This window comes from Bordetella pseudohinzii, from assembly GCF_000657795.2.
Lineage (GTDB): Bacteria > Pseudomonadota > Gammaproteobacteria > Burkholderiales > Burkholderiaceae_B > Bordetella > Bordetella pseudohinzii.
In genome coordinates this window covers 183,643-203,548 of record NZ_JHEP02000008.1, presented here as the reverse complement: position 1 = coordinate 203,548, position 19,906 = coordinate 183,643, and the positions used below count along the sequence as shown (strand labels likewise).

Sequence of the window (19,906 nt, the reverse complement as noted above, 5' to 3'; positions counted from 1 at the left end):
GGTGGCTCAGATTTACTTTGCGCGAAGTGGCTCATTATTACTTTGCGCGCAACACCGGCAAGCTGCTTGGTCGGCGAGCTCAGCAAATCGGTCAGGCTGACTTCAGTTTCGACTGTCGTCTTGCAGCCCGCCACCATCGCAGCGCACAGCACCGCCAACGCGACCTTTCCTGTCCTTTTCATTGCTTCTCCTGAATGGTGAGAGGGCCAAGTCCCAGGGTCGTGACGGTACTTTAACAAGTTGAGATAACCCGTGCCTCCCCATATCCCGTTCGCCCTGAGCGCTGACGAGGGTAGCCGGAGGACCGACGCGAGATAACTCAGACAAAACAAAAAAGCCGCTGGTCATTGACCTAGCGGCTTTTTCTTTGCCGTGCTTCACAGCACTTTGCGGTATTTGGTAGGCGGTATTGGAATCGAACCAACGACCTCCACGATGTCAACGTGGCGCTCTAACCATCTGAGCTAACCGCCTAAATTCGGTTTTTGCTTCGCTGTTTTTCGCGTTGCTGCGTTCGTTCAGCGAAGAAAAAGAATTATATAGAGGTTTTTTTAGGCGTGCAAGTCATCGTCCACTTTTTTTACTGACCGGATGAAGGCGCCGACTTTGTCGGCGGCCTTCAGGCCGGGCGCGGACTCCACGCCGCTGCTGACGTCGACCGCCCAGGGACGGACGAGGCGGATGGCTTCTTCGATGTTGGCGGGGTTGAGACCGCCGGCCAGGACGATGGGCCGGGCCTGGGGGTCGGCCTGCACGCCGGCCAGCAGCCTGTGGTCGAAGGTCAGGCCGCTGCCGCCAAAGCCGGCGCTGTAGCTGTCGAACAGCCAGCCGGCGGCATGGCGGTAGGGCCGGCAGGCGGCCGCGACGGCGTCGGAGGTGTCGAGGCCGGGGCCGCCGACGCGAAAGGCGCGCAGGAAGCGGTGGCCGTGGCGCGCGCAGTCTTCGGGGCTTTCGTCGCCATGGAATTGCAGCAGGTCGGGACCGACTTCGTCGAGCACGGCGCGGACGTCGTCGTCGCTCGGGTTGACGAAGAGCGTGACCACGCTGACAAAGGCCGGGACTTCGCGGCGAAGTTGCGCGGCGCGCTTGAGATCGACGTGGCGTTTGCTGCCCGCATAGCAGACAAAGCCGATAGCATCGGCGCCGGCCTGGACGGCCTGGGCAATGTCGGCTTCGCGGGTCAAGCCGCAGATTTTCACGCGCGTTCGCATGGGTGCTACCTGTAATTCCATTGTGGCGATGCCTACAGCTTACTTGATGAAGCTAGCGGGCGCCCCGGGTGCTCATGAAGCCGTCGTAGCTGCCTTCGGACAGGCGCAGCCAGGGGATGGTTTTGTCGCGGAAGGCCGTCATGCTGTCGTGCAGCTGCTTGAAGCCAGGGTCCTGGGCGGCCAGCGCCTCGCATAGCGCGATGGATGCTTCGTGACAGGCTTGCAGCACGGGCACGGGGAAGGCCTTGAGCTGGGCGCCTTCGCCGACCAGGCGGCGCAGGGCCGCGGGGTTTTCGGCGTCGTAGCGGGCGATCATGTCCTGGGTGGCGGCGGCGCTGGCCTGGGCGATGGCGGCCTGGTAGGTCTTGGGCAGGGCCTGGTAGGCGTCCAGGTTGATATAGAGCGAGGCCTGCAGCGTGCCTTCCCACCAGCCGGGGAAATAGTAGTTGGGCGCGGCTTTGTGCAGACCCAGTTTTTCGTCGTCGTATGGGCCTATCCATTCGGCGGCGTCGATGCTGCCCGCTTCGAGCGCGGCGCGGATGCCGGCGGCCGGGATGGACTGGGGCTGGGCGCCGAGGCGGGCGAGCACGGCGCCGGCGAAGGGGCTGGCCCGCAGTTTCAGGGCCTTGAAATCCGCGCTGGTCTTGATTTCCCGGCGGAACCAGCCGCCCATCTGCGCGCCGGTATAGCCGCAGGGGAAGTTGATGATGCCGTGCTGGCCGAAGCGCTCGCGCAGCAGCGCCAGCCCATCGCCCTGGCGCATCCAGGCATTCATCTGGCGCGTGTTCAGGCCGAAGGGGATGGCGCCGTCGAAACACAGCGCCGGATCGATGTCGTAGTAGTAGGAGGAAGCGGTATGCCCGCATTCGACGCTGGCCTCGCCCACGGCCTGCAGCACGTTCAGGACCGCGGGGAAGACCTGGATGGAGAACTTGCCGCCGGTGGCCTGGGAGAGGTAGTTGGCGAAGTCTTCGCCCCCGGCATAGATGGCGTCGGCCTGGCGCGGGAAGCCCGAGGCCAGGCGCCAGTGCAGGACCGGCGCGTCCTGCGCGAACACCGGCGCGGCGACCGCCGCGCCCCCTGCCCCTATCACGGCTTGCTTGAGGAAGGAACGGCGCCGCATGGCTCTCTCCTTAGGAATCGAAGGCCGAGGTGAACGGCGCCAGGAAGGCGGCGCCGCCATCCAGTTCCGCCAACGCGAAAGTCCGCGGATACTCGATGGCCGACAGATACAGGCCGTCGGGAGCGAATGTGGGCGCGCCCTGGCGCCGGTCCCGCGCGGCCAGCAGCTCGGCCATCCAGGCCACGGGCTGGCGTCCCTGCCCGATCTGGAGCAAGGCGCCCATGATGTTGCGCACCATGTGATGCAGGAAAGCATTGGCCTGCAAGCTGAACACCAGGAAGTCGCCGCGTTCGGCGATGTCCAGGCGGGTCATGGTGCGCACCGGGTGGCGCGCCTGGCACTGCGACGACCGGAAGCTGGAGTAGTCATGCTCGCCCAGCAGCGCCCGCGCCGCCTGGCGCATGGCCGCCACATCCAGGGGCTGGAAACACCATCCGGCCCGTCCGGCCCACAAGGCCGGGCGCACCCTGCCGCGCCAGAGCAGGTAGACATAGCTGCGCGAGCGCGCCGAAAAGCGCGCATGGAAATCGTCGGGGACTTCGCGGGCCCAATGGACGGAAATGCTGGGCGGCAAAAAGGCGTTCACGCCGCGCACCCAGGACTCGGGCCGGCGGGCCAGCTCGGTATCCAAATGCACCACCTGCATGGCCGCATGCACGCCGGTATCGGTGCGCCCCGCGCATATGGTGGGCAGCCCCAGCCCGGTGCCGGCAAACTGGCCCAAGGCCGTTTCCAGCGTGTCTTGCACGGTCTGCCCGTGCGGCTGGGTTTGCCAACCCTGCCAGCTGGAGCCGTCATAGGACAGCCCCAATGCAATGCGTGTCATGAAAAAATCAGGTCCGGCGTCCTGGCTCGTCCGGGGGCGGCTGGTCCAGGTCTAGATTGATGGTGTGCAACCGCTTGTTCAGGGCTTCGTCGTCCAGGCGCGGCGCCTCCGAATAGGGGCTTTCTTCGTTGTCTTCGTCGCGGCGGGTGCCCGCCCGCCGCAGCGCGAAGGCGATGACGAGCACCAGCAGGGCCAGCACCGCCGTCACGATGGCCAGCAGATTGTCCGCCAGCCAGGCGGGCAAGCCGCTGGCGTCGGCGGGCTTGTTTGCCGCGGCCTTGTCGCCCGCGGTGTCGCCCGCGGGCGCCGCCGGCTGCCCGGCCGGTCCGGCCGCGTTCTGGCCCGGCGTGCCGCCCGAGGCCGCGGCCCCTGTCGCGGCGCCCGGGGCGGCCGCCCCGCCACCGGCCGGCGCCGAGGCGGCGCCCTTGGCGGCATCGGCCTGCTGGCCGGCGCCATCGGCTGGCGCCGCACCCGCGTTCTCGGCATCCTTGGGCGCCGGGCTGGCCCCGGCCAATGCGGCCGCCGCCGCGCCCGCGGCCTTGCCGGCCGCGCCGACGGCGCCATCGCTGGCGCCGTCGCGCCCCGCGCCCGCTTGTTTCAGGGCCTCGACATTCGATTGCAGCGTATCGACCCGCCCACGGGCATCGGCCAGGGCATGGGCGTCCGAGGCCTTGCTGTCGCCCTTGGCATCGGCGTCGGCCGGCGCGCCGGACAGGCGCAGGCGGTCCTGGGACGAGGCGGCGCTGGCGCCGGCCGGCGTGTCGCCGCCGCCGACCTTGCCCGCGCTGGCCGCCCCGGCGCTCACGCGCGTGCCGCCCGCGGCCTGGCCCAGGCCGGCGCGGTAGCGCGCATAGGCCTCGACCTGTTCGATATAGATCCGGCGCGCCTCGGCCGGGTCGATGGCGCGCACCGTGTCCGCATCGGGCAGGGCCAGGTCGGCGCCGGCCTTCAGGCGGTTCATGTTGTCGCCGATGAAGGCATTGGGGTTGGCGCGCCACAGGGCCACCAGCATCTGGTGGATATTGGCGCCGGCCACGGGGTGGCGCTGGGCGATGTTGTAAAGCGTGTCGCCCCGGCGCACATGCACGCTGCTCCCCCCGGCCTGCGCCGCGGCCGGCCGCGCCGCGCCGAGCTGGGCCGGTTGCACCTTGGGCGCTCCCTTGGGCACCAGCACCGTCACCTGCACCAAGCGCTGCCCGGCGCTGGTGCGCAGATTGAGCAAGACATCGACGGCATCGCCCTGCATGGGCTGGGGCGAGACCATGAGTAGATCGCGGCGGGTGCTGTCGCGCGAAGCCTGGGTCTGCAGGCTGAGCGACGACAGCGGCGCGGGCGGCGTCAGGCCGGCGCGCTGCCAGTCGGCGGCATCGGCCAGCGACACTTGCAGGCTTTGCGCTTCGTCGGGGCTGAGTTCGGTCAGGGGCAGCGCCACGCGCAAGGGCTCGCCCGGGGCGGACACCACCCGGGCATGCCCCAGCCGGGCCGCCTGCGCGCTCCACCCCCATGTGGCGCCCAGGGCCATGGCAAGCGCAAGGGCCAGGCCGCGCTTGCGGCAGATCTGCGGAGAAAGGCGGTGCTGCGAATGGCGCGAACTCATATGGTGTGATTTCCGTGTTCTGAACCAGGGCAATGCAGGGGAAAAGTGTAATGGATCAAAGAGGATTCATAAACCGAACATATTCATTCAACGTACCAGATAGTAAACAGGGCATCGCGCCCAATAACAAAGGGCGCCCGGAGGCGCCCTTTGCTGCAGGCGAACCCGCGCGGGCTCAGGCCTCGGACAGCGCGATGCGCAGCATGCGGCGCAGCGGCTCGGCGGCGCCCCACAGCAATTGATCGCCCACCGTGAAGGCGCCCAGGTATTGCGGGCCCATGGAGAGCTTGCGCAGGCGTCCGACCGGAATGTCCAGCGTGCCGGTCACGGCCACCGGGGTCAGTTGCTCGACCGTGGCTTCCTTGGTGTTGGGCACGACCTTGGCCCACTGCGTGCCGGCGGCGATCATGTCCTCGATCTCGTCGAGCGGCACATCGCGCTTGAGCTTGATGGTCAGCGCCTGGCTGTGGCAGCGCATGGCGCCGATGCGCACGCACAGGCCGTCGATGGGCGTGGCGGGCGTGCCGAAGGCTGCGCCGCGGCCGAGGATCTTGTTGGTCTCGGCCTCGCCCTTCCATTCTTCGCGCGACATGCCGTTGCCCAGGTCCTTGTCGATCCAGGGAATCAGGTTGCCGCCCAGCGGCACGCCGAAGTGTTCGCGGGGCAGGCTGGCGTCTTTCTGCTTGGCCAGGATGCCGCGGTCGATGTCCAGGATGGCCGAGGCCGGATCGTCCAGCAGCGGCTTGACGGCCTGGTTCAGGAGGCCGAACTGGTTGAGCAGTTCGCGCATGTGCTGCGCGCCGCCGCCCGAAGCGGCCTGGTAGGTCATGGAGGTCATCCATTCGACCAGGTCGTTGTTGAACAGACCGGCCAGGCCCATCAGCATGCAGCTGACGGTGCAGTTGCCGCCGACGAAGTTGCGCACGCCACGCTTGAGGGCGGCGTCGATGACCGGACGGTTGACCGGGTCCAGCACGATGATGGCGTCATCGGCCATGCGCAGCGTGCTGGCCGCGTCGATCCAGATGCCCTTCCAGCCCGCGGCGCGCAGCTTGGGATAGACCTCGGTGGTGTAATCGCCACCTTGCGCAGTCACGATGATGGGCAGTTTCTTGAGGGCCTCGATATCGTTTGCGTCTTGCAGCGGGCCGGCGCCTTCGGCCCATTTGGGCGCGGCGCCACCGGCGTTGCTGGTGGAGAAGAACACGGGGTCGATCAGTGCGAAGTCGTTCTCCTCACGCATGCGCTGCATGAGAACCGAACCGACCATGCCGCGCCAACCGACGAGGCCTACTGCTTGCGTCATTTCTGGGCTCTTTAGGGGTCTGGAATGAAAAAATGGGATGAACTACAGCAATTTATCAGAATGCGAGGCGCAATGCTGCATTGCACCCTCGCAATTCGGGGACGTGTCACACCGGACCGACGGCCAGCCGCCGGCCCGGCCGGCGCTCAGCCCAGCGCCTTCAGGACGGCATCGCCCATTTGCGCGGTGCTGACCTTGGTGGTGCCCGCCTCGTGGATGTCCGCCGTGCGCAGGCCCTGGGCCAGCACCTTGCGCACCGCCGCCTCGACGCGGTCGGCCTGCGCGGCCTGGTCCAGGGAGTAGCGCAGCAGCATCGCGGCCGACAGAATGGTCGCCAGCGGATTGGCGATGCCCTTGCCGGCGATGTCCGGCGCCGAGCCATGGCTGGGCTCGTACAGGCCCTGGCCGCCGGCGTTCAGCGAGGCCGAAGGCAGCATGCCGATGGAACCGGTGAGCATGGCGGCCTCGTCCGACAGGATGTCGCCAAACAGATTGCCGGTCACAATGACGTCGAACTGGCGCGGGTTGCGCACCAGCTGCATGGCGGCATTGTCGACATACATATGCGACAGCTCCACGTCCGGATAGTCGCGCGCGGTCTCGATGACCAGATCGCGCCAGAACTGCGAGGTCTCCAGCACGTTGGCCTTGTCCACGCTGCAGAGCTTTTTGTTGCGCTTGCGGGCCGTCTCGAAGCCGACGCGGGCGATGCGGCGCACTTCGGACTCGGCATAGCGCATGGTGTCATAGCCTTCGCGCTCGCCGGCGAATTGGCCGTCGGGCGAGCTGCGCACGCCGCGCGGGGTGCCGAAATAGATATCGCCGGTCAGTTCGCGGATGATGACGATGTCCAGGCCGGCGACGATCTCGGGCTTGAGCGAGGACGCGCTGGCCAGCTCGGGATAGAGGATGGCCGGACGCAGGTTGGCGAACAGGCCCAGGGCCTTGCGCAGGCCCAGGATGGCCTGTTCGGGGCGGAACTCGCGCGGCAGGCTGTCGTACTTCCAGTCGCCCACGGCGCCGAACAGCACGGCGCGCGAGGTCTTGGCCAGCTCCAGCGTGGCCGGGGGCAGCGGGTGCTCGAATTCGTCGAAGGCGGCGCCGCCGACCTTGGCTTCGCTCAGTTCCAGCGGCAGGTCCAGCGCCTTGAGGACGCGCACCGCCTGCTCGACGATTTCCGGGCCGATCCCGTCGCCGGGAAGGACTGCGATTTTCTGAGTCATGGAAATTCCTGTAGGTAGCTAAAAAACACCGGGCATCGCCACGATGCCCGGTTTGCGCGGCAAGGGCGGCGCGGCGCTCAAGCCACCGGCCGGCTTTCCAGCCAGGGATGGCGCGCCAGGCGCTCTGCCTCGAAGGCGCGGATCTTGTCGGATTGGCGCAGGGTCAGCCCGATGTCGTCAAAGCCATTGAGCAGGCAATACTTGCGGAAGGCGTCGATCTCGAAGCCCATTTCGCGGCCATCGGCGCCGATGACCACCTGGCGCTCCAGGTCGATCTTCAGTTTGTAGCCCGGGAAGGCCTTGACCTCATCGAACAGGCGCGCGACTTCCAGCTCCGTCAGGATAATCGGCAGCAGGCCGTTCTTGAAGCTGTTGTTGAAGAAGATATCGGCATACGACGGCGCGATGATGGCGCGAAAGCCGTATTGCTGCAGCGCCCAGGGCGCGTGCTCGCGGCTGGAGCCGCAGCCGAAGTTCTTGCGGGCCAAGAGCACCGAAGCGCCCTGGTAGCGCGGCTGGTTCAGCACGAAATCCGGGTTGAGCGGACGCTTGCTGTTGTCCATGCCCGGTTCGCCATGGTCCAGATAGCGCAGCTCGTCGAACAGATTCGGGCCGAAGCCCGTGCGCTTGATCGATTTCAGGAACTGCTTCGGAATGATGAGGTCGGTGTCGACGTTCTCGCGATCCAGCGGCGCGACCAACCCTTCGTGAAAAGTGAATGCTTGCATGAATATCCCCGCTCAGCGATAGCTGCGCACGTCAACGAAATGGCCGGCCACCGCGGCGGCCGCGGCCATGGCCGGGCTGACCAGGTGGGTGCGTCCGCCCTGCCCCTGGCGGCCCTCGAAATTGCGGTTGGAGGTCGAAGCGCAGCGCTCGCCCGGCTCCAGGCGGTCGGCGTTCATGGCCAGGCACATGGAGCAGCCCGGTTCGCGCCATTCAAAGCCGGCGTCGATGAAGATCTTGTCCAGGCCTTCGCGCTCGGCCTGCTGCTTGACCAGGCCCGAGCCCGGCACCACCATGGCCTGGCGCACATTGGCCGCCACGCGCTTGCCGCGGGCCACCGCGGCCGCGGCGCGCAGATCCTCGATGCGCGAGTTGGTGCACGAACCGATGAACACGCGGTCGACGCGGATATCGACCAACGGGGTATTGGGCGTCAGGCCCATGTACTGCAGGGCGCGCTCCATGCCGCTGCGCTTGACTTCGTCTTTCTCGCGCTCGGGATCGGGCACGCGGCCATCGACCGGCAGCACCATTTCGGGCGACGTGCCCCAGGTCACCTGCGGCTTGATTTCCTTGGCGTCGATGCGGATGACGCGGTCGAACTTGGCGCCTTCGTCGGAATGCAGGGTGCGCCAGTAATTGACCGCCTGATCCCACAGCACGCCCACCGGCGAGAAGGGACGGTTGCGGAAGTATTCGATGGTCTTGTCGTCGACGGCCACCATGCCGGAGCGCGCGCCGGCCTCGATGGCCATATTGCAGACCGTCATGCGGCCCTCCATGGACAGGCCGCGGATGGCGCTGCCGGCGAACTCGATGGCATGGCCCGTGCCGCCGGCCGTGCCGATGATGCCGATGATGTGCAGCACGACGTCCTTGGCCGTACAGCCGAAGGGCAGTTCGCCGTCCACGCTGATCAGCATGCTCTTGGCTTTCTTCATGAGCAGCGTCTGGGTCGCCAGCACATGCTCGACCTCGGAGGTGCCGATGCCGAAGGCCAGCGCGCCCATGGCGCCGTGCGTGCTGGTGTGCGAATCGCCGCAGACCACCGTCATGCCGGGCAAGGTGGCGCCCTGCTCCGGGCCGATCACGTGCACGATGCCCTGGCGCAGGTCATTCATGCGGAATTCGGTGATGCCGTACTTATCGCAATTGGCGTCCAGCGTGTCGACCTGCAGGCGCGAAATGGGGTCTTCGATGCCCTGCGCGCGGTTCAGCGTCGGCACGTTGTGGTCGGCCACCGCGAGGTTGGCGCTGGTGCGCCACGGCTTGCGGCCGGCGAGGGTCAGCCCTTCGAAAGCCTGCGGGCTGGTCACCTCGTGCAGGAGATGACGATCGATATAGAGCAGACAGGTGCCGTCTGTTTCCTGGTGGACGACGTGGGCGTCCCAGAGTTTGTCGTAAAGGGTTTGGGCCATGGATCGCTCTGATGGGTAGGCAAACCGCCTCCGGTCGCTGTGACCGCGCGGCATGCTGCGATTATGCCCAGGCTATCAAGCTAGTACAATTCAACCACTTATCCTAGTACAAGCACTACCCCCTTGCCGAGGCTCGCGCGGTCTTGCCCGCGCCGCCCGGCGACGCCGCCCGCCGCCGCGCCGGCGACGCGGCAATCCGCAAGATATACTTGCGAAAGTATTCATCCGGACCCGCGAAATACGCAAAAAACATAATATGAAATCATGCGAAATATTTCGCGCTGCCCGCAATATTATGATTTATTTATGGATTTTCCAGAGCGGCCATATTAATTCCTCCCGCGTGCCGGCAAAAATGTCGCGCATGCGGCCGCGAGCCCGCAGATAGTTAACAAATCTTGACTCGCGCCTTATGGCATTTAAATACAGACTGCTCACGTTTTGTATCGCTTCTTGATTCCGGGGGCCTCGCCGCGCGAGCGTGCCCCGGACAGCTCCGCATGCCCCTCGCCCGTCCCGGGCAGCGTTCTGGAGACCGGCCCGGTGCCGCCCCAGCAACATCCGCAAGGCCCGCGCCGGCGCCCAGCGCCGAAGGAACCATGAAACCGACGCCCGTCCTGTTGATCACGCACGACGACCTGCTATGGCAGCACTGGCGCCAGCTGGATCGCCGTTGGCTGCCCGCGCGCGGCCGCCAGATGGCCGACCTTGCCCGCTGGCGCGAACAAGGCCGCGGCCTGGCCATGATCGACGCGAACCTGCCGCGGCGTCCCGCCTGGCAGGACCCGTGCTGGGCGGCCATGACACAGGGCCTGGCCCTGGTGGTGGCCAGCCTGCGCCCCAGCGACGAGCAAGGCGCCCAGGCCTTGGGCGCGGGCGCGCAGGGCTATTGCCATGGCTATGCCAGCCCGGCGGCGCTGGGACAGGCGTTGGGCGTCGTGGCCGAAGGCGGCATCTGGGTGGGCCGCTCCCTGGTGGAGCGCCTGCTGCAGCAAGTCCAGGAGCGCGCCTGCGCGCGGGCCGACTGGAGCCAGGGCCTGTTGACCGAACGCGAGGAGACGGTGGCGCGCCACGCCTCGGCCGGTCGATCCAATGCCCAGATCGCGCAATTGCTCGGCATCACGGAACGGACGGTCAAGGCCCACCTGTCGGCGGTGTTCGAGAAGCTGGGCGTCACGGATAGGCTGCAACTGGCGCTGCTGGTGCATGGCGTCTCCCGGTCCAAGGCCGGCTCGGCCGGCAAGCGCTCAGGCCAAATACCCGGAAACGCCGTCCCATAGCAGCTTGAGCGCGGTGACCACGAGCAGCCCGTAGCAGGCCCGGTACATCTGGCGCTGATCCAGCCTGGCGTGCAGGCGCCATCCCAGCCAGACGCCCGCCGGGATGGCCGGCAGGCAGATCGCCATCAGGATCCAGGCCGAGCCCTGCGGCCGGGACAGCGCCAGCCAGGGCACGGCCTTCAGCAGATTGCCCACCGTGAAGAACAGGCTGGTGGTACCCGCGTAAACCTGTTTGCTCAGGCCCAGCGGCAGCAGATACATGGCAAGCGGCGGCCCGCCCGAATGCGCGACCATGGTGGTGATGCCCGAGGTCAGACCAGCGGCGATGGCCTTGGACGACGAGCGCGGCCGCAGCACCACTTCGCCGCCGCGCAGAAACCACAGAGCGACAAAGGCCAGCGTCACGGCCGCCATGACGATGGCAATGGCGCGGTGATCCAGCAGCCGGAACAGGAAATAGCCCGCGCCGATGCCCAGCACCAATCCCGAGACGAGCAGCACGAGATCCGGCCGGGACCAGGTCGAGGGACGCCAGTAGCGCAGGCTGAAGAGATCCATCGCCACGAATAGCGGCGCCAGCAGGCCGCCCGCCGTCACCGGGTCCATGACCAGGGACAGGAGCGGAATGCCCACGATGGCAAAGCCGCCGCCGAAGGCGCCTTTCATGAAGCAGATCAAGAACACACCGGCAAAGGTGATCACAATCGTGCTGACCGTCAATTCCATGCTGCGCGGCGCCCCGTGGCCAAAGAGAGAGCGCATCCTACGCCGCGCATATCATTACAATCAAATAATTGTCATGGATACACTTGCCCCATGCCCCAGGCTCGCTACAAACAGCTGGTGGACCGGCTGGCCGACGATATCCGCGCCGGCCGGCTGAAGCCCGGAACCGCGCTGCCCACGCATCGCAAGCTGGCGGCCCGCGAAGGGATCTCATTGGCCACGGCGACCCGCTGCTATGCCGAGCTGCAAGCCATGGGGCTGGTGGCCGGCGAGGTCGGGCGCGGCACCTTTGTGCGCGAGCCGCTGCCGCGCGAACAAGGCCTGGAGATGCAGGTCGCCCAGGGAGACCTGGTGGACCTGACCTTCAACTATCCCGCCCTGCCCGCGCAAACCGGGCTGTTGCGCACGGCGCTGCGGCAAGCGGCCTCGGCGGGAGAGCTGGAATCGGTGCTGCGCTATCAGCCTCATGGCGGCCGCCCCCATGAAAAAGCCGCTGTCGCGCGGCACTTGCGCAGCCGCGGCCTGTCCGTGACGGGCGAGGAGGTCTTGATCGTGAGCGGGGCCATCCACGGGCTGGCCGCGACCGCCCTGGCCTTGCTGCAGCCCGGCGACGTGGTGGCGGTGGATGCCTTGAGCTACCCGGGCTTCAAGGTCGTGGCCGAATTGTGCCGCCTCGAACTGGTCGCCATTGCCGCGGCCGCCACGGGCCCGGACCTGGATGCGCTGGAGCGGCTGTGCCGCCGGCGCAAGGTGCGCGCGGTGTTCTGCATGCCCACGTTGCACAACCCCATGGGCTGGGTCATGCCGCTGGCGCAGCGCCTGGCCCTGATCGCGCTGGCCCGCCGCCATGGCCTGCTGCTCATGGAAGACGCCGCCTACGCCTTTCTGGAACAACGCGCGCCCCCGCCCCTGGCCGCGCTGGCGCCGGACATCACGGTCTATATCTCCAGCCTGTCCAAGAGCGTGGCCACCGGCCTGCGGTTTGGTTTCGTGCGCGCGCCGGCGGCGCACCAGCCAGCCATCCTCCGGGCGATACGCGCTACGGTCTGGAACACCCCCAGCCTGGTGACATCGATCTGCTGCCGCTGGCTGGAGGATGGCACGGTCGCCCGGCTGGAGCGCGAAAAACGGCGCGACGCCAGCCGGCGCCAGGCCATCGCCGCCGAAGCGCTGTCGGGCCTGAAGACCCGGCGCCATCCCGCTTCGTATTTTGTCTGGCTGCCCATGCCCGAGGACCTGCGCGCCGACGCGGTCGCCATGCGCCTGCGCGAGCACAAGGTGCTGGTGTCCACGGCCGCGCCCTATGCCATGACCGGCCGGCCGCCGCATGCCATACGGCTGGCCTTGGGTTCCGTCTCGCACGAAGCCCTCGCGCAGGCCTTGGGCCGGGTCGTCGAGGTGCTGCGCGACCTGGGCGGCTGAAGCGTCCGCTAGCGCCGCGCCTGCTCGTAGAGCGGCAGCACGCGCTGGGAGGCCTGTTGCAGGTCGGCGATCCGGGTGCTGGCCGAAGGGTGGGTGGAGAGGAATTCCGGCGGCGAATTGCCCTGCTGGGCCGCGCCCATCTTCTGCCACAGCGTGACCGCCGCCCTCGGGTCGTAGCCGGCGCGCGCAGCCAGCTCCACGCCCATCAGGTCGGCTTCGCTTTCATGGGTGCGGCTGTTGGGCAGGGTGAACATCACTTCGCTCAGGCGCCCGCCCAGGTCGGCCGCCTGCTGCGAGCCGGTGGCAATCGAGAGGATGGACAGGCCGACGCTGGTGGCCATTTGCTGCGAGACGCGCTCGCGCGCGTGCTCGCGCAGCGCATGGGCGATTTCATGGCCCAGCACGGCGGCCAATTCGGCGTCGGTGGGCTTGATCTGGTCCAGCAGCCCGGTATAGACGGCGATCTTGCCGCCCGGCATGCACCAGGCGTTGACCTCGTCGGAGGTCAGCACATGCACTTCCCAGGACCATTTGGCCGCATCCGGACGGAACACCGCGGTCTGGGCGATGAGCCGCTGCGAAATCGCCTTGACGCGGCTCAGTTGCGCGGCATCCTTGTCCAGCAGGCCCTTGGCCTTGGCCTGGGCGATGATGTCGCTGTATTGCTTGTTGGCTTCTTGTTCGAGCTGGGCCTCGGGCACCAGGCTGGACATGTATTGCGTGCGGTTGACGCCCACGGCGCCGGTTTGCGTGGTGCTCATGCCGGCACAACCGGCAAGCAGCGCCGCCGTCAGCAGCGCGCAGGATCTGGACAGGAATGTCGACATGAGGCCCCCCTTGGCAAAGAAACAAAGATCAGCCGCACTGGCCGCGGTGGCGCAGGGCGTGGTCGATCAGCACCAGGGCCAGCAGCGCCTCGGCGATGGGCGTGGCCCGGATGCCGACGCAAGGATCGTGACGGCCCAGGGTCTGCACGCTGACCGGCTCGCCCGCCCGGTTGACCGAACGGCGCTCGACCCGGATGCTGGAGGTCGGCTTGATGGCCAGCGAGACGGTCACCGGCTGGCCCGTCGAGATGCCGCCCAGCACGCCGCCGGCATGGTTGGAGAGAAAGCCTTCGGGCGTGATCTCGTCGCCATGTTCGGAGCCGCGTTGCGTGATGCTGGCAAAGCCCGCGCCCAGGGCCACGCCCTTGACGGCGTTCAGGCCCATCATGGCGTGCGCGATGTCGGCGTCCAGGCGGTCATAGATGGGTTCTCCCCAGCCCGCGGGCAGGTTTTCGGCCACCACTTCGATGCGCGCGCCGATGGAATCGCCATCGCGGCGCAATTGGTCCATATAGGCTTCAAGCTCGGGCACGATGGCCGCGTTGGGCGCATAGAAAGGATTGCCCGGCACATCGTCCCAGGACACAAAAGGGATCTCGATGGGCCCGAGCTGGCTCATATAGCCGCGCACCCGCGTGCCATGCTCGCGCGCCAGCCATTTCTTGGCGATGGCCCCGGCGGCCACCGTCGGCGCGGTCAGGCGGGCCGAGGAACGGCCGCCGCCGCGCGGATCGCGCTGGCCGAATTTCTTCCAGTAGGTGAAATCGGCGTGGCCGGGCCGGAAGGTGTCGGCGATATTGGAGTAATCCTTGCTGCGCGCATCGGTGTTGCGGATCAGCAGGCCGATGGGCGTGCCCGTGGTCACGCCCTCGTAGACGCCGGACAGGATTTCGACCTGGTCGGCCTCCTGGCGCTGCGTCACATGGCGCGAGGTCCCGGGGCGGCGGCGGTCCAGCTCAAGCTGGATGTCGGCGGCATCCAGCGGCAGCCCGGGAGGACAGCCGTCGACAACGCAGCCGATGGCCGGGCCATGGGATTCGCCGAAATTGGTGACGCGGAACAGGGAACCAAGAGTATTGCCGGACATAGCGGGTCTGCGGAATGCGGGATTTTGGAGCAGGCTCGATTATGACACCGATGACGCCAGGACCCGGATCTGGTGAGCGGGGACGGGGCGGCCGAGCAGAAAGCCCTGCATATAGCGGCAGCCCAGCCGACTCAGGATATCGCGCTGCGCCTCGGTTTCTATCCCCTCGGCCACCACCATCAGGCCCAGCGCCCGGCACATGCCCATGAGCGCCGACACCACCTCCTGACTGACGGTATCCGATTCCAGCTCGGCGATGAAGCCCCGGTCGACCTTGACCCAGTCTATGGGCAGGCGGCGCAGGTGGGTCAGGCTGGAATAGCCCGCGCCGAAATCATCCAGGGCCACCTGCACGCCCCGGGCGCGCAGCCCGTTCAGGGTGGCGACATGACGCTCGTACTGCAGAATGAAGACGGATTCGGTGATTTCCAGCACCAGCCGGTGCGGGGCCAGCCGGGTATTGGCCAGGGTATGCGCCACCTGCATGGGCAGTTCGTCCGCATACATCTGGCGCACCGAAAGATTGACATGCAGACGCCAGTGCGGGGGCCAGGTGACGGCCCGCGCGCAGGCCGTGTCCAGCACCCAGGCGCCCAGGGCCACGATCAGGCCGGTGCGCTCGGCCAGTTCGATGGCGATGGCCGGCGAGACATTGCCGTGCACCGGATGGTGCCAGCGCAAAAGCGCCTCGCAGCCCTCGATATTGCCGGTGCGCGTGTCGAACACGGGCTGGTAATGGATCTCGAACTGGTCCATCGATGAGGAGGCCAGGGCCACGCGCAGATCGTGTTCCAGGCCCTGGTAATGGCGCTGGCGCTCCAGCATGGCCGGCTCGAAGACATTCCAGTGGGGCCCATCCTCCTCCATCTGCATGAAGGCGATCTGCACCCCGCGCTCCAGTTCGTCAAAACTGTCGCCATGGTCCGGATACACGGCCGCGGCCAGGCGGAAATCGACGATCAGGGGCTGGCCGCGCAGCTCATAGGGCCAGGACAGCTGCTCAAGGATATGCGGCGCGAACTCCGGAATCTCCCAGGCGTGGGCGGCGGGAGCCCAGATCAGGAAGGAATCGCTGGCATAGCGCGCGACCAGGAAGTCTTCGGATTGCTGCTGCAGGCGCTCGGCCACCATGGCGAGCAAGGCCCGGTTATCCTCGACGGCCAGCATGGCGCTCAAGGCGGGATGATGGATCAGTTTGACCAGGAAGACCGCCCCCTGGCCGACCCGGCCCATGGCGCTTTGGGCGCGGTCGCGCAGGCTGTCGGGCGTCAAGGCATTGGTGGAAGAATCCCGCGCAAGGCGGCTGCGAAGCCGGCGCTCCCGTATCAGGAAAAAAACCACGCAAATGGCGATCAGCGCCATGCCCGGCAGCAGACACTGTCTCACCAGGTCATCCAAGCCCACGGAGCCCCCTCGTTTCAGCGAGCACAGCGTCCGTTTCTGTGGCACGGACCCATCCCTAGGGTGACCCCTAGCACCCCTAACGGGTATCAGCGGAATTATGCATGAAATGGCCCAAATAGGACTGGGTATTTGTCCCTAAATCCACATTCTTTCGGTGGTGCCCGCGACATTTGCCAATACAATCAGTAATGTTTTGATTCTTGCCGACCGGCTCCCGGGCGGCGGACCCAGGACCCTTCAGCGGCCACTTATGCGTCTTTCATTGCATCTTTTGTTCAGTATCGTCCTCCTGATGGGATTGCTGCTGTTCGGCATCCAGCTCGCGGGCCTCTGGGCGGCAAAGCGGGATGCCGAGGCGTACCAGATCGGCCGCGCGCGGGATGCGGCCAGCAGCCTGGCCTGGGCCATCGGCCGCTTTGAGGGCAGCTCGCAGGATTGGCTGGGCCGGCTGCCCGTGCCCAGCGCCGAGGGCCCGCGCCTGCGCATCGACGAGTCGTCCCTGGGCCGCAGCATTCCCTTGTGGGCCGCCGACGCGGAGCCCGCCCCCGACCTGGCCGTCCTGGCCCGCAGCCCCTACCAGAGCGCCGACGGCGCCAGCCGGGGCCATGTGGTCGCCTACGCCATCCCCGGCGACGCGGCGCCCAGGGCCTACATCTCCGCCGCCCTTATCCAGACCGCCCTCCTCCTGCTGGCCACACTGGCCTGGTGCCTCTATGTGCGGCATCTGGTGGCCTGGATGCGCAAGGGTCCCCTGGATTCGCTGGCGCGGGCCGCGCGCGGCCATGACGACGGGCAAAGCGCCGAACTCACCGAACTTTGGCCGGTGCGCGAAGCCCTGGCGCAAAACCGCCTGGAGCATGAGCAGGTCGTGGCACGGCTGCAACAACGCATCGCCATGCTCGAGAACGAAACCATGCGGGACGCCGTCACCCGGCTGCCCAACCGCAAGACGTTTTTCGACCGTTTCCGCGACATCCTGCGAGCCGAGGATCCCCAGGCCGCCGGCCATGTGCTCATCTTCCGCCAGCGCGACATGGCCGAAATCAACCGGCGCATGCATCATGAAGCGACCGATCAGTGGCTGCGCCTGAGCGCCGCCCAGCTCCAGCAAACCATCCAGGAGCAGGCCGGCCCGCATGCCATGCTGGCGCGCCTGAACGGCTCGGATTTCGCCGCCCTGCTGCCGGGCCTGGCCGCCCAGCCGGCCCTGGCCCTGAGCGAAAGAGTGCGCCGCGAACTGCGGCTGCGCCGCTTGCCGCTGCGCCAGCAGGCGTGGTGTCGCTGGGCCATCGCTCTGGGACGCTACGAAGCCGGCGAAGAAGTCGGCTCGGTCCTGGCCCGCCTGGACAATGCGCTCATGCGCGCCGAGACCGCCAACAACGATGTCCTGCAAATGGCCGATGTCGCCGGGGAGCGCCGCATCGAGGGAGAGTACCGCTGGCAAGACCTCATCACCCAGGCCCTGGACGAACACCGCTTCTATCTTGAGGTGCAGGCGCGCAGCGACAGCCAGGGCCGGCTGCTGCACGAAGAAGCCCGCCTGATGCTGCGCGGCAGGGATGCCCTGCCGGCCTCGGCCTTCATGCCCCCGGCCTCGCGCCTCGGCCTGGCCGCCGATTGCGACATCCAGGCCATCCGCCTGGCGCTGGACACGCGCGCGCGGCAGGCGGGCCCGCTGGCGCTTCCCCTGGCGCAGGCCTCGCTGGCCCAGGCGCATTTCCTGGCCCGCGTGCAAGCCCTGCTCGACGACCGCCCGGCCCAGAGCCGACAGCTCATCCTGGAGGTCGACGCGCACAGCCTGGTCGATTATTACGAGACCGTGCGCGCCTTGTGCGAAATCGCCGCCGCCAGGGGCGCGCGAGTGGGCGTGCAGCGCTTGTCCGAACAGTTCTCGGCCATCGAAAAGCTGCACCAGCTGCCCCTGGCCTATGTGAAAGTGGACGGCGGCTTTGTGCACGGCCTGGCCGCCAGCCCGGGCAATCGCCAACTGGCCTCGACCATCGTGCGCACCGCGCATGCCCTGGACATCCCGGCCTACGCCACCGGGGCCAGCGACGACGCCCAGACGGCCTTGCTGGCCTCCCTGGGCTTTATCGTCCTGCAGGCGCTGCCCCATGAAACCGCCCCGTCCGCCGAGCCGCCCGCGCCGGCCGCGCCGCCCGTCGAGCCGCCGCCCATACCCGGGCCGAGCACCTTGCGCAAGCGCCAGGAGCGCAGCGACCGGCGCCTCACCGAGATGGCCGGGGCGCTGCAATCGCACCGCCAATTGCAGGCCCTGCTCTCGCATGAGCTGCGCACGCCGGCCGCCACCATCAGCGCGGCCGCGCAGTCGCTGGAAACCATCCTGGCCGGCAGCGGCCAAGAGGTGGACAGCCGCCTGGCGCGCATCCGCCGCGCCGTCGGCCGCATGATAGACATGATCGACCAGATGCTCAGCCCCGAACGCCGCGACGATCAGGCCATGGTGCCGAGACTGGAAACCGTGGATCTGGCGGAGCTGGCCCACGACGTCTGCGCGAGCATGCAGGCCGACAGCGCCCATCCGCTGATCGTGCGCAATGAAGACGCCGTGCCGGCGCTCTGCGATCCGCTGCTGACCTCCCTGGTCTTGCGCAACCTGATCCAGAATGCGATCAAGTATTCGCCCGCCAACCAGCCTGTGCTGATCGATGCGGGGCTGGCGACCACGGGGGCGCAGCATGCCATGGCCTGGCTGGCCGTGTCGGACCATGGCCCCGGCCTGGACGAGAACGAGATCGAAGCGATTTTCGAGCCGCACTTCAGGCGCTCGGCGCACCGGGAAACGCCGGGCGCCGGCCTGGGCCTGCATCTGGCGCGCCAGATCTGCATCAGCCAGGAGGGCAATCTCACGGCCCAGGCCCAGCCGGGCCAGGGCGCGCGCTTTGTCATCACCCTGCCGGCCAGCGGCCTGGCCGCGCTCTCGCCGCAGGACGAGCCGGTTTGACGGCCCGCCTCAGGCGACGAACACGTAGCCCTGCCCGCGCACGGACAGCACGGGCAGCTTGAAACCGGCCGACTGCGCCTTGGCGCGCAGGCGGCTGACCATGACATCGACCCGGCGCGGCTCGAATTCGCCTGGGTTGTCGGGCTGGATGATCTCGGCCAGCACCTGGCGGGTCACGGCCTCGCCGGCGCTTTGCATCAACGCCATGAGAAACACGCGCTCCTGGGCATTGAGGTGCAGCGAGCCGCCGTCCGGACACGCCAGGATCCAGCCGCCCTCCAGCAGCGACCATTGCTGGCCCGGCTGGCGCGCGCCCGGCTCCTGCGCCGCCTGCCCGTCCTGCGCGGCGGGCCGCGCCAGGCGCATCCGGCGCGCCAGGCTGCGGATGACGGAACTGAGCTCAAGAAGATCCACAGGCTTGGTGAGATAGACGTCGGCGCCGCCTTCGAGGCCGCGCACGCGGTCCTCCAGGGCGCCGCGGCCGGTCAGCATCACAATACCCAGGTGGCTGTGCGCCCGCAGCCGGGTCGCCACGGAGAAGCCGTCTTCGCCCGGCACATTGGCGTCGATGATGACGATATCGCAGGGCTGCGCCTGGACCGTCTCTTGGAAGGACACCGAATCACCACAACCGAAGGCCACCTTGAAACCATAGCCCTCCAGACCGAGCGTCAGTTCCTCGCGAAAGTCTTCGTCGTCTTCCAGAAGCCCAATACGCAATAAACCGTCCACTGACAGCATGTCTTCCCCCAGACTCCGATAATT

General features: G+C 67.4%; 16 protein-coding genes, 1 tRNA gene and 1 pseudogene. 3 read left to right on the top strand and 15 right to left on the bottom strand.

Annotated elements, in window-relative coordinates:
- From L540_RS21990 to leuC, 10 genes and pseudogenes are all read right to left on the bottom strand, one after another.
- Positions 1–182 (bottom strand): annotated as a pseudogene (locus tag L540_RS21990) (hypothetical protein); the annotation flags it as partial.
- A gap of 215 nt (positions 183–397) precedes the next feature.
- Positions 398–474 (bottom strand) — tRNA-Val (locus L540_RS12535).
- A gap of 77 nt (positions 475–551) precedes the next feature.
- Positions 552–1,211 carry a phosphoribosylanthranilate isomerase gene (locus L540_RS12530; protein WP_043208911.1) on the bottom strand — a complete coding sequence of 220 codons (660 nt, stop codon included), beginning with the start codon at positions 1,209–1,211 and terminating at the stop codon, positions 552–554.
- Between the two features lie 52 nt (positions 1,212–1,263).
- Complete coding sequence (locus L540_RS12525) at positions 1,264–2,334, bottom strand: TRAP transporter substrate-binding protein (protein ID WP_043208909.1); 1,071 nt, start codon at positions 2,332–2,334, stop codon at positions 1,264–1,266.
- Between the two features lie 10 nt (positions 2,335–2,344).
- Complete coding sequence (gene truA / locus L540_RS12520; protein ID WP_043208906.1) at positions 2,345–3,160, bottom strand: tRNA pseudouridine(38-40) synthase TruA; 816 nt, start codon at positions 3,158–3,160, stop codon at positions 2,345–2,347.
- 7 nt (positions 3,161–3,167) lie between these two features.
- Entirely contained in the window at positions 3,168–4,757 is a 1,590-nt protein-coding gene (locus L540_RS12515) for a type IV pilus assembly protein FimV (protein WP_043208904.1), read from the bottom strand.
- Between the two features lie 175 nt (positions 4,758–4,932).
- Positions 4,933–6,063 carry an aspartate-semialdehyde dehydrogenase gene (gene asd / locus L540_RS12510; RefSeq protein WP_043208902.1) on the bottom strand — a complete coding sequence of 377 codons (1,131 nt, stop codon included), beginning with the start codon at positions 6,061–6,063 and terminating at the stop codon, positions 4,933–4,935.
- A 146-nt stretch (positions 6,064–6,209) separates the two neighbouring features.
- Positions 6,210–7,286: a 3-isopropylmalate dehydrogenase gene (gene leuB / locus L540_RS12505; RefSeq protein WP_043208899.1), complete on the bottom strand. Its 1,077-nt coding sequence runs from the start codon at positions 7,284–7,286 to the stop codon at positions 6,210–6,212.
- A gap of 77 nt (positions 7,287–7,363) precedes the next feature.
- Complete coding sequence (gene leuD / locus L540_RS12500) at positions 7,364–8,014, bottom strand: 3-isopropylmalate dehydratase small subunit (RefSeq protein WP_043208897.1); 651 nt, start codon at positions 8,012–8,014, stop codon at positions 7,364–7,366.
- Between the two features lie 12 nt (positions 8,015–8,026).
- On the bottom strand, positions 8,027–9,430 hold the full coding sequence (leuC, locus tag L540_RS12495) for a 3-isopropylmalate dehydratase large subunit (RefSeq protein ID WP_043208896.1): 1,404 nt from the start codon (positions 9,428–9,430) through the stop codon (positions 8,027–8,029).
- Positions 9,431–10,029: 599 nt separating this feature from the next.
- Between leuC and L540_RS21555 the strand changes: the two genes are divergently transcribed.
- Complete coding sequence (locus L540_RS21555) at positions 10,030–10,710, top strand: response regulator transcription factor (protein ID WP_048026375.1); 681 nt, start codon at positions 10,030–10,032, stop codon at positions 10,708–10,710.
- Here L540_RS21555 and L540_RS12485 read toward each other — a convergent pair.
- On the bottom strand, positions 10,678–11,436 hold the full coding sequence (locus L540_RS12485) for a sulfite exporter TauE/SafE family protein (RefSeq protein WP_043208894.1): 759 nt from the start codon (positions 11,434–11,436) through the stop codon (positions 10,678–10,680). The genes L540_RS21555 and L540_RS12485 overlap by 33 nt on opposite strands.
- A 90-nt stretch (positions 11,437–11,526) precedes the next feature.
- On the opposite strand from L540_RS12485, the gene L540_RS12480 reads away from it, so the two are divergent.
- Positions 11,527–12,858 (top strand): aminotransferase-like domain-containing protein, encoded by a 1,332-nt coding sequence (locus L540_RS12480; protein ID WP_043208892.1) that lies wholly within the window; start codon positions 11,527–11,529, stop codon positions 12,856–12,858.
- A gap of 8 nt (positions 12,859–12,866) precedes the next feature.
- On the opposite strand, the gene L540_RS12475 is transcribed toward L540_RS12480, so the two are convergent.
- Genes L540_RS12475 through L540_RS12465 form a run of 3 tightly spaced genes read right to left on the bottom strand, consistent with a single transcriptional unit; the run spans position 12,867 to position 16,134 of the window.
- A complete protein-coding gene (locus L540_RS12475; RefSeq protein WP_043208890.1) occupies positions 12,867–13,685 on the bottom strand; it encodes a M48 family metallopeptidase in 819 nt (272 codons plus the stop codon).
- Between the two features lie 28 nt (positions 13,686–13,713).
- Positions 13,714–14,772: a chorismate synthase gene (aroC, locus tag L540_RS12470; RefSeq protein WP_043208889.1), complete on the bottom strand. Its 1,059-nt coding sequence runs from the start codon at positions 14,770–14,772 to the stop codon at positions 13,714–13,716.
- 39 nt (positions 14,773–14,811) lie between these two features.
- A complete protein-coding gene (locus tag L540_RS12465; RefSeq protein ID WP_048026389.1) occupies positions 14,812–16,134 on the bottom strand; it encodes a putative bifunctional diguanylate cyclase/phosphodiesterase in 1,323 nt (440 codons plus the stop codon).
- A 334-nt stretch (positions 16,135–16,468) separates the two neighbouring features.
- Between L540_RS12465 and L540_RS12460 the strand changes: the two genes are divergently transcribed.
- The gene (locus tag L540_RS12460) at positions 16,469–19,141 is read left to right on the top strand and encodes an EAL domain-containing protein (RefSeq protein ID WP_372432977.1); all 2,673 of its coding nucleotides are present in this window, start codon (positions 16,469–16,471) and stop codon (positions 19,139–19,141) included.
- Positions 19,142–19,150: 9 nt separating this feature from the next.
- Here L540_RS12460 and L540_RS12455 read toward each other — a convergent pair whose 3' ends face one another.
- A complete protein-coding gene (locus L540_RS12455; protein ID WP_043208883.1) occupies positions 19,151–19,882 on the bottom strand; it encodes a response regulator transcription factor in 732 nt (243 codons plus the stop codon).
- Positions 19,883–19,906 lie beyond the last annotated feature (24 nt).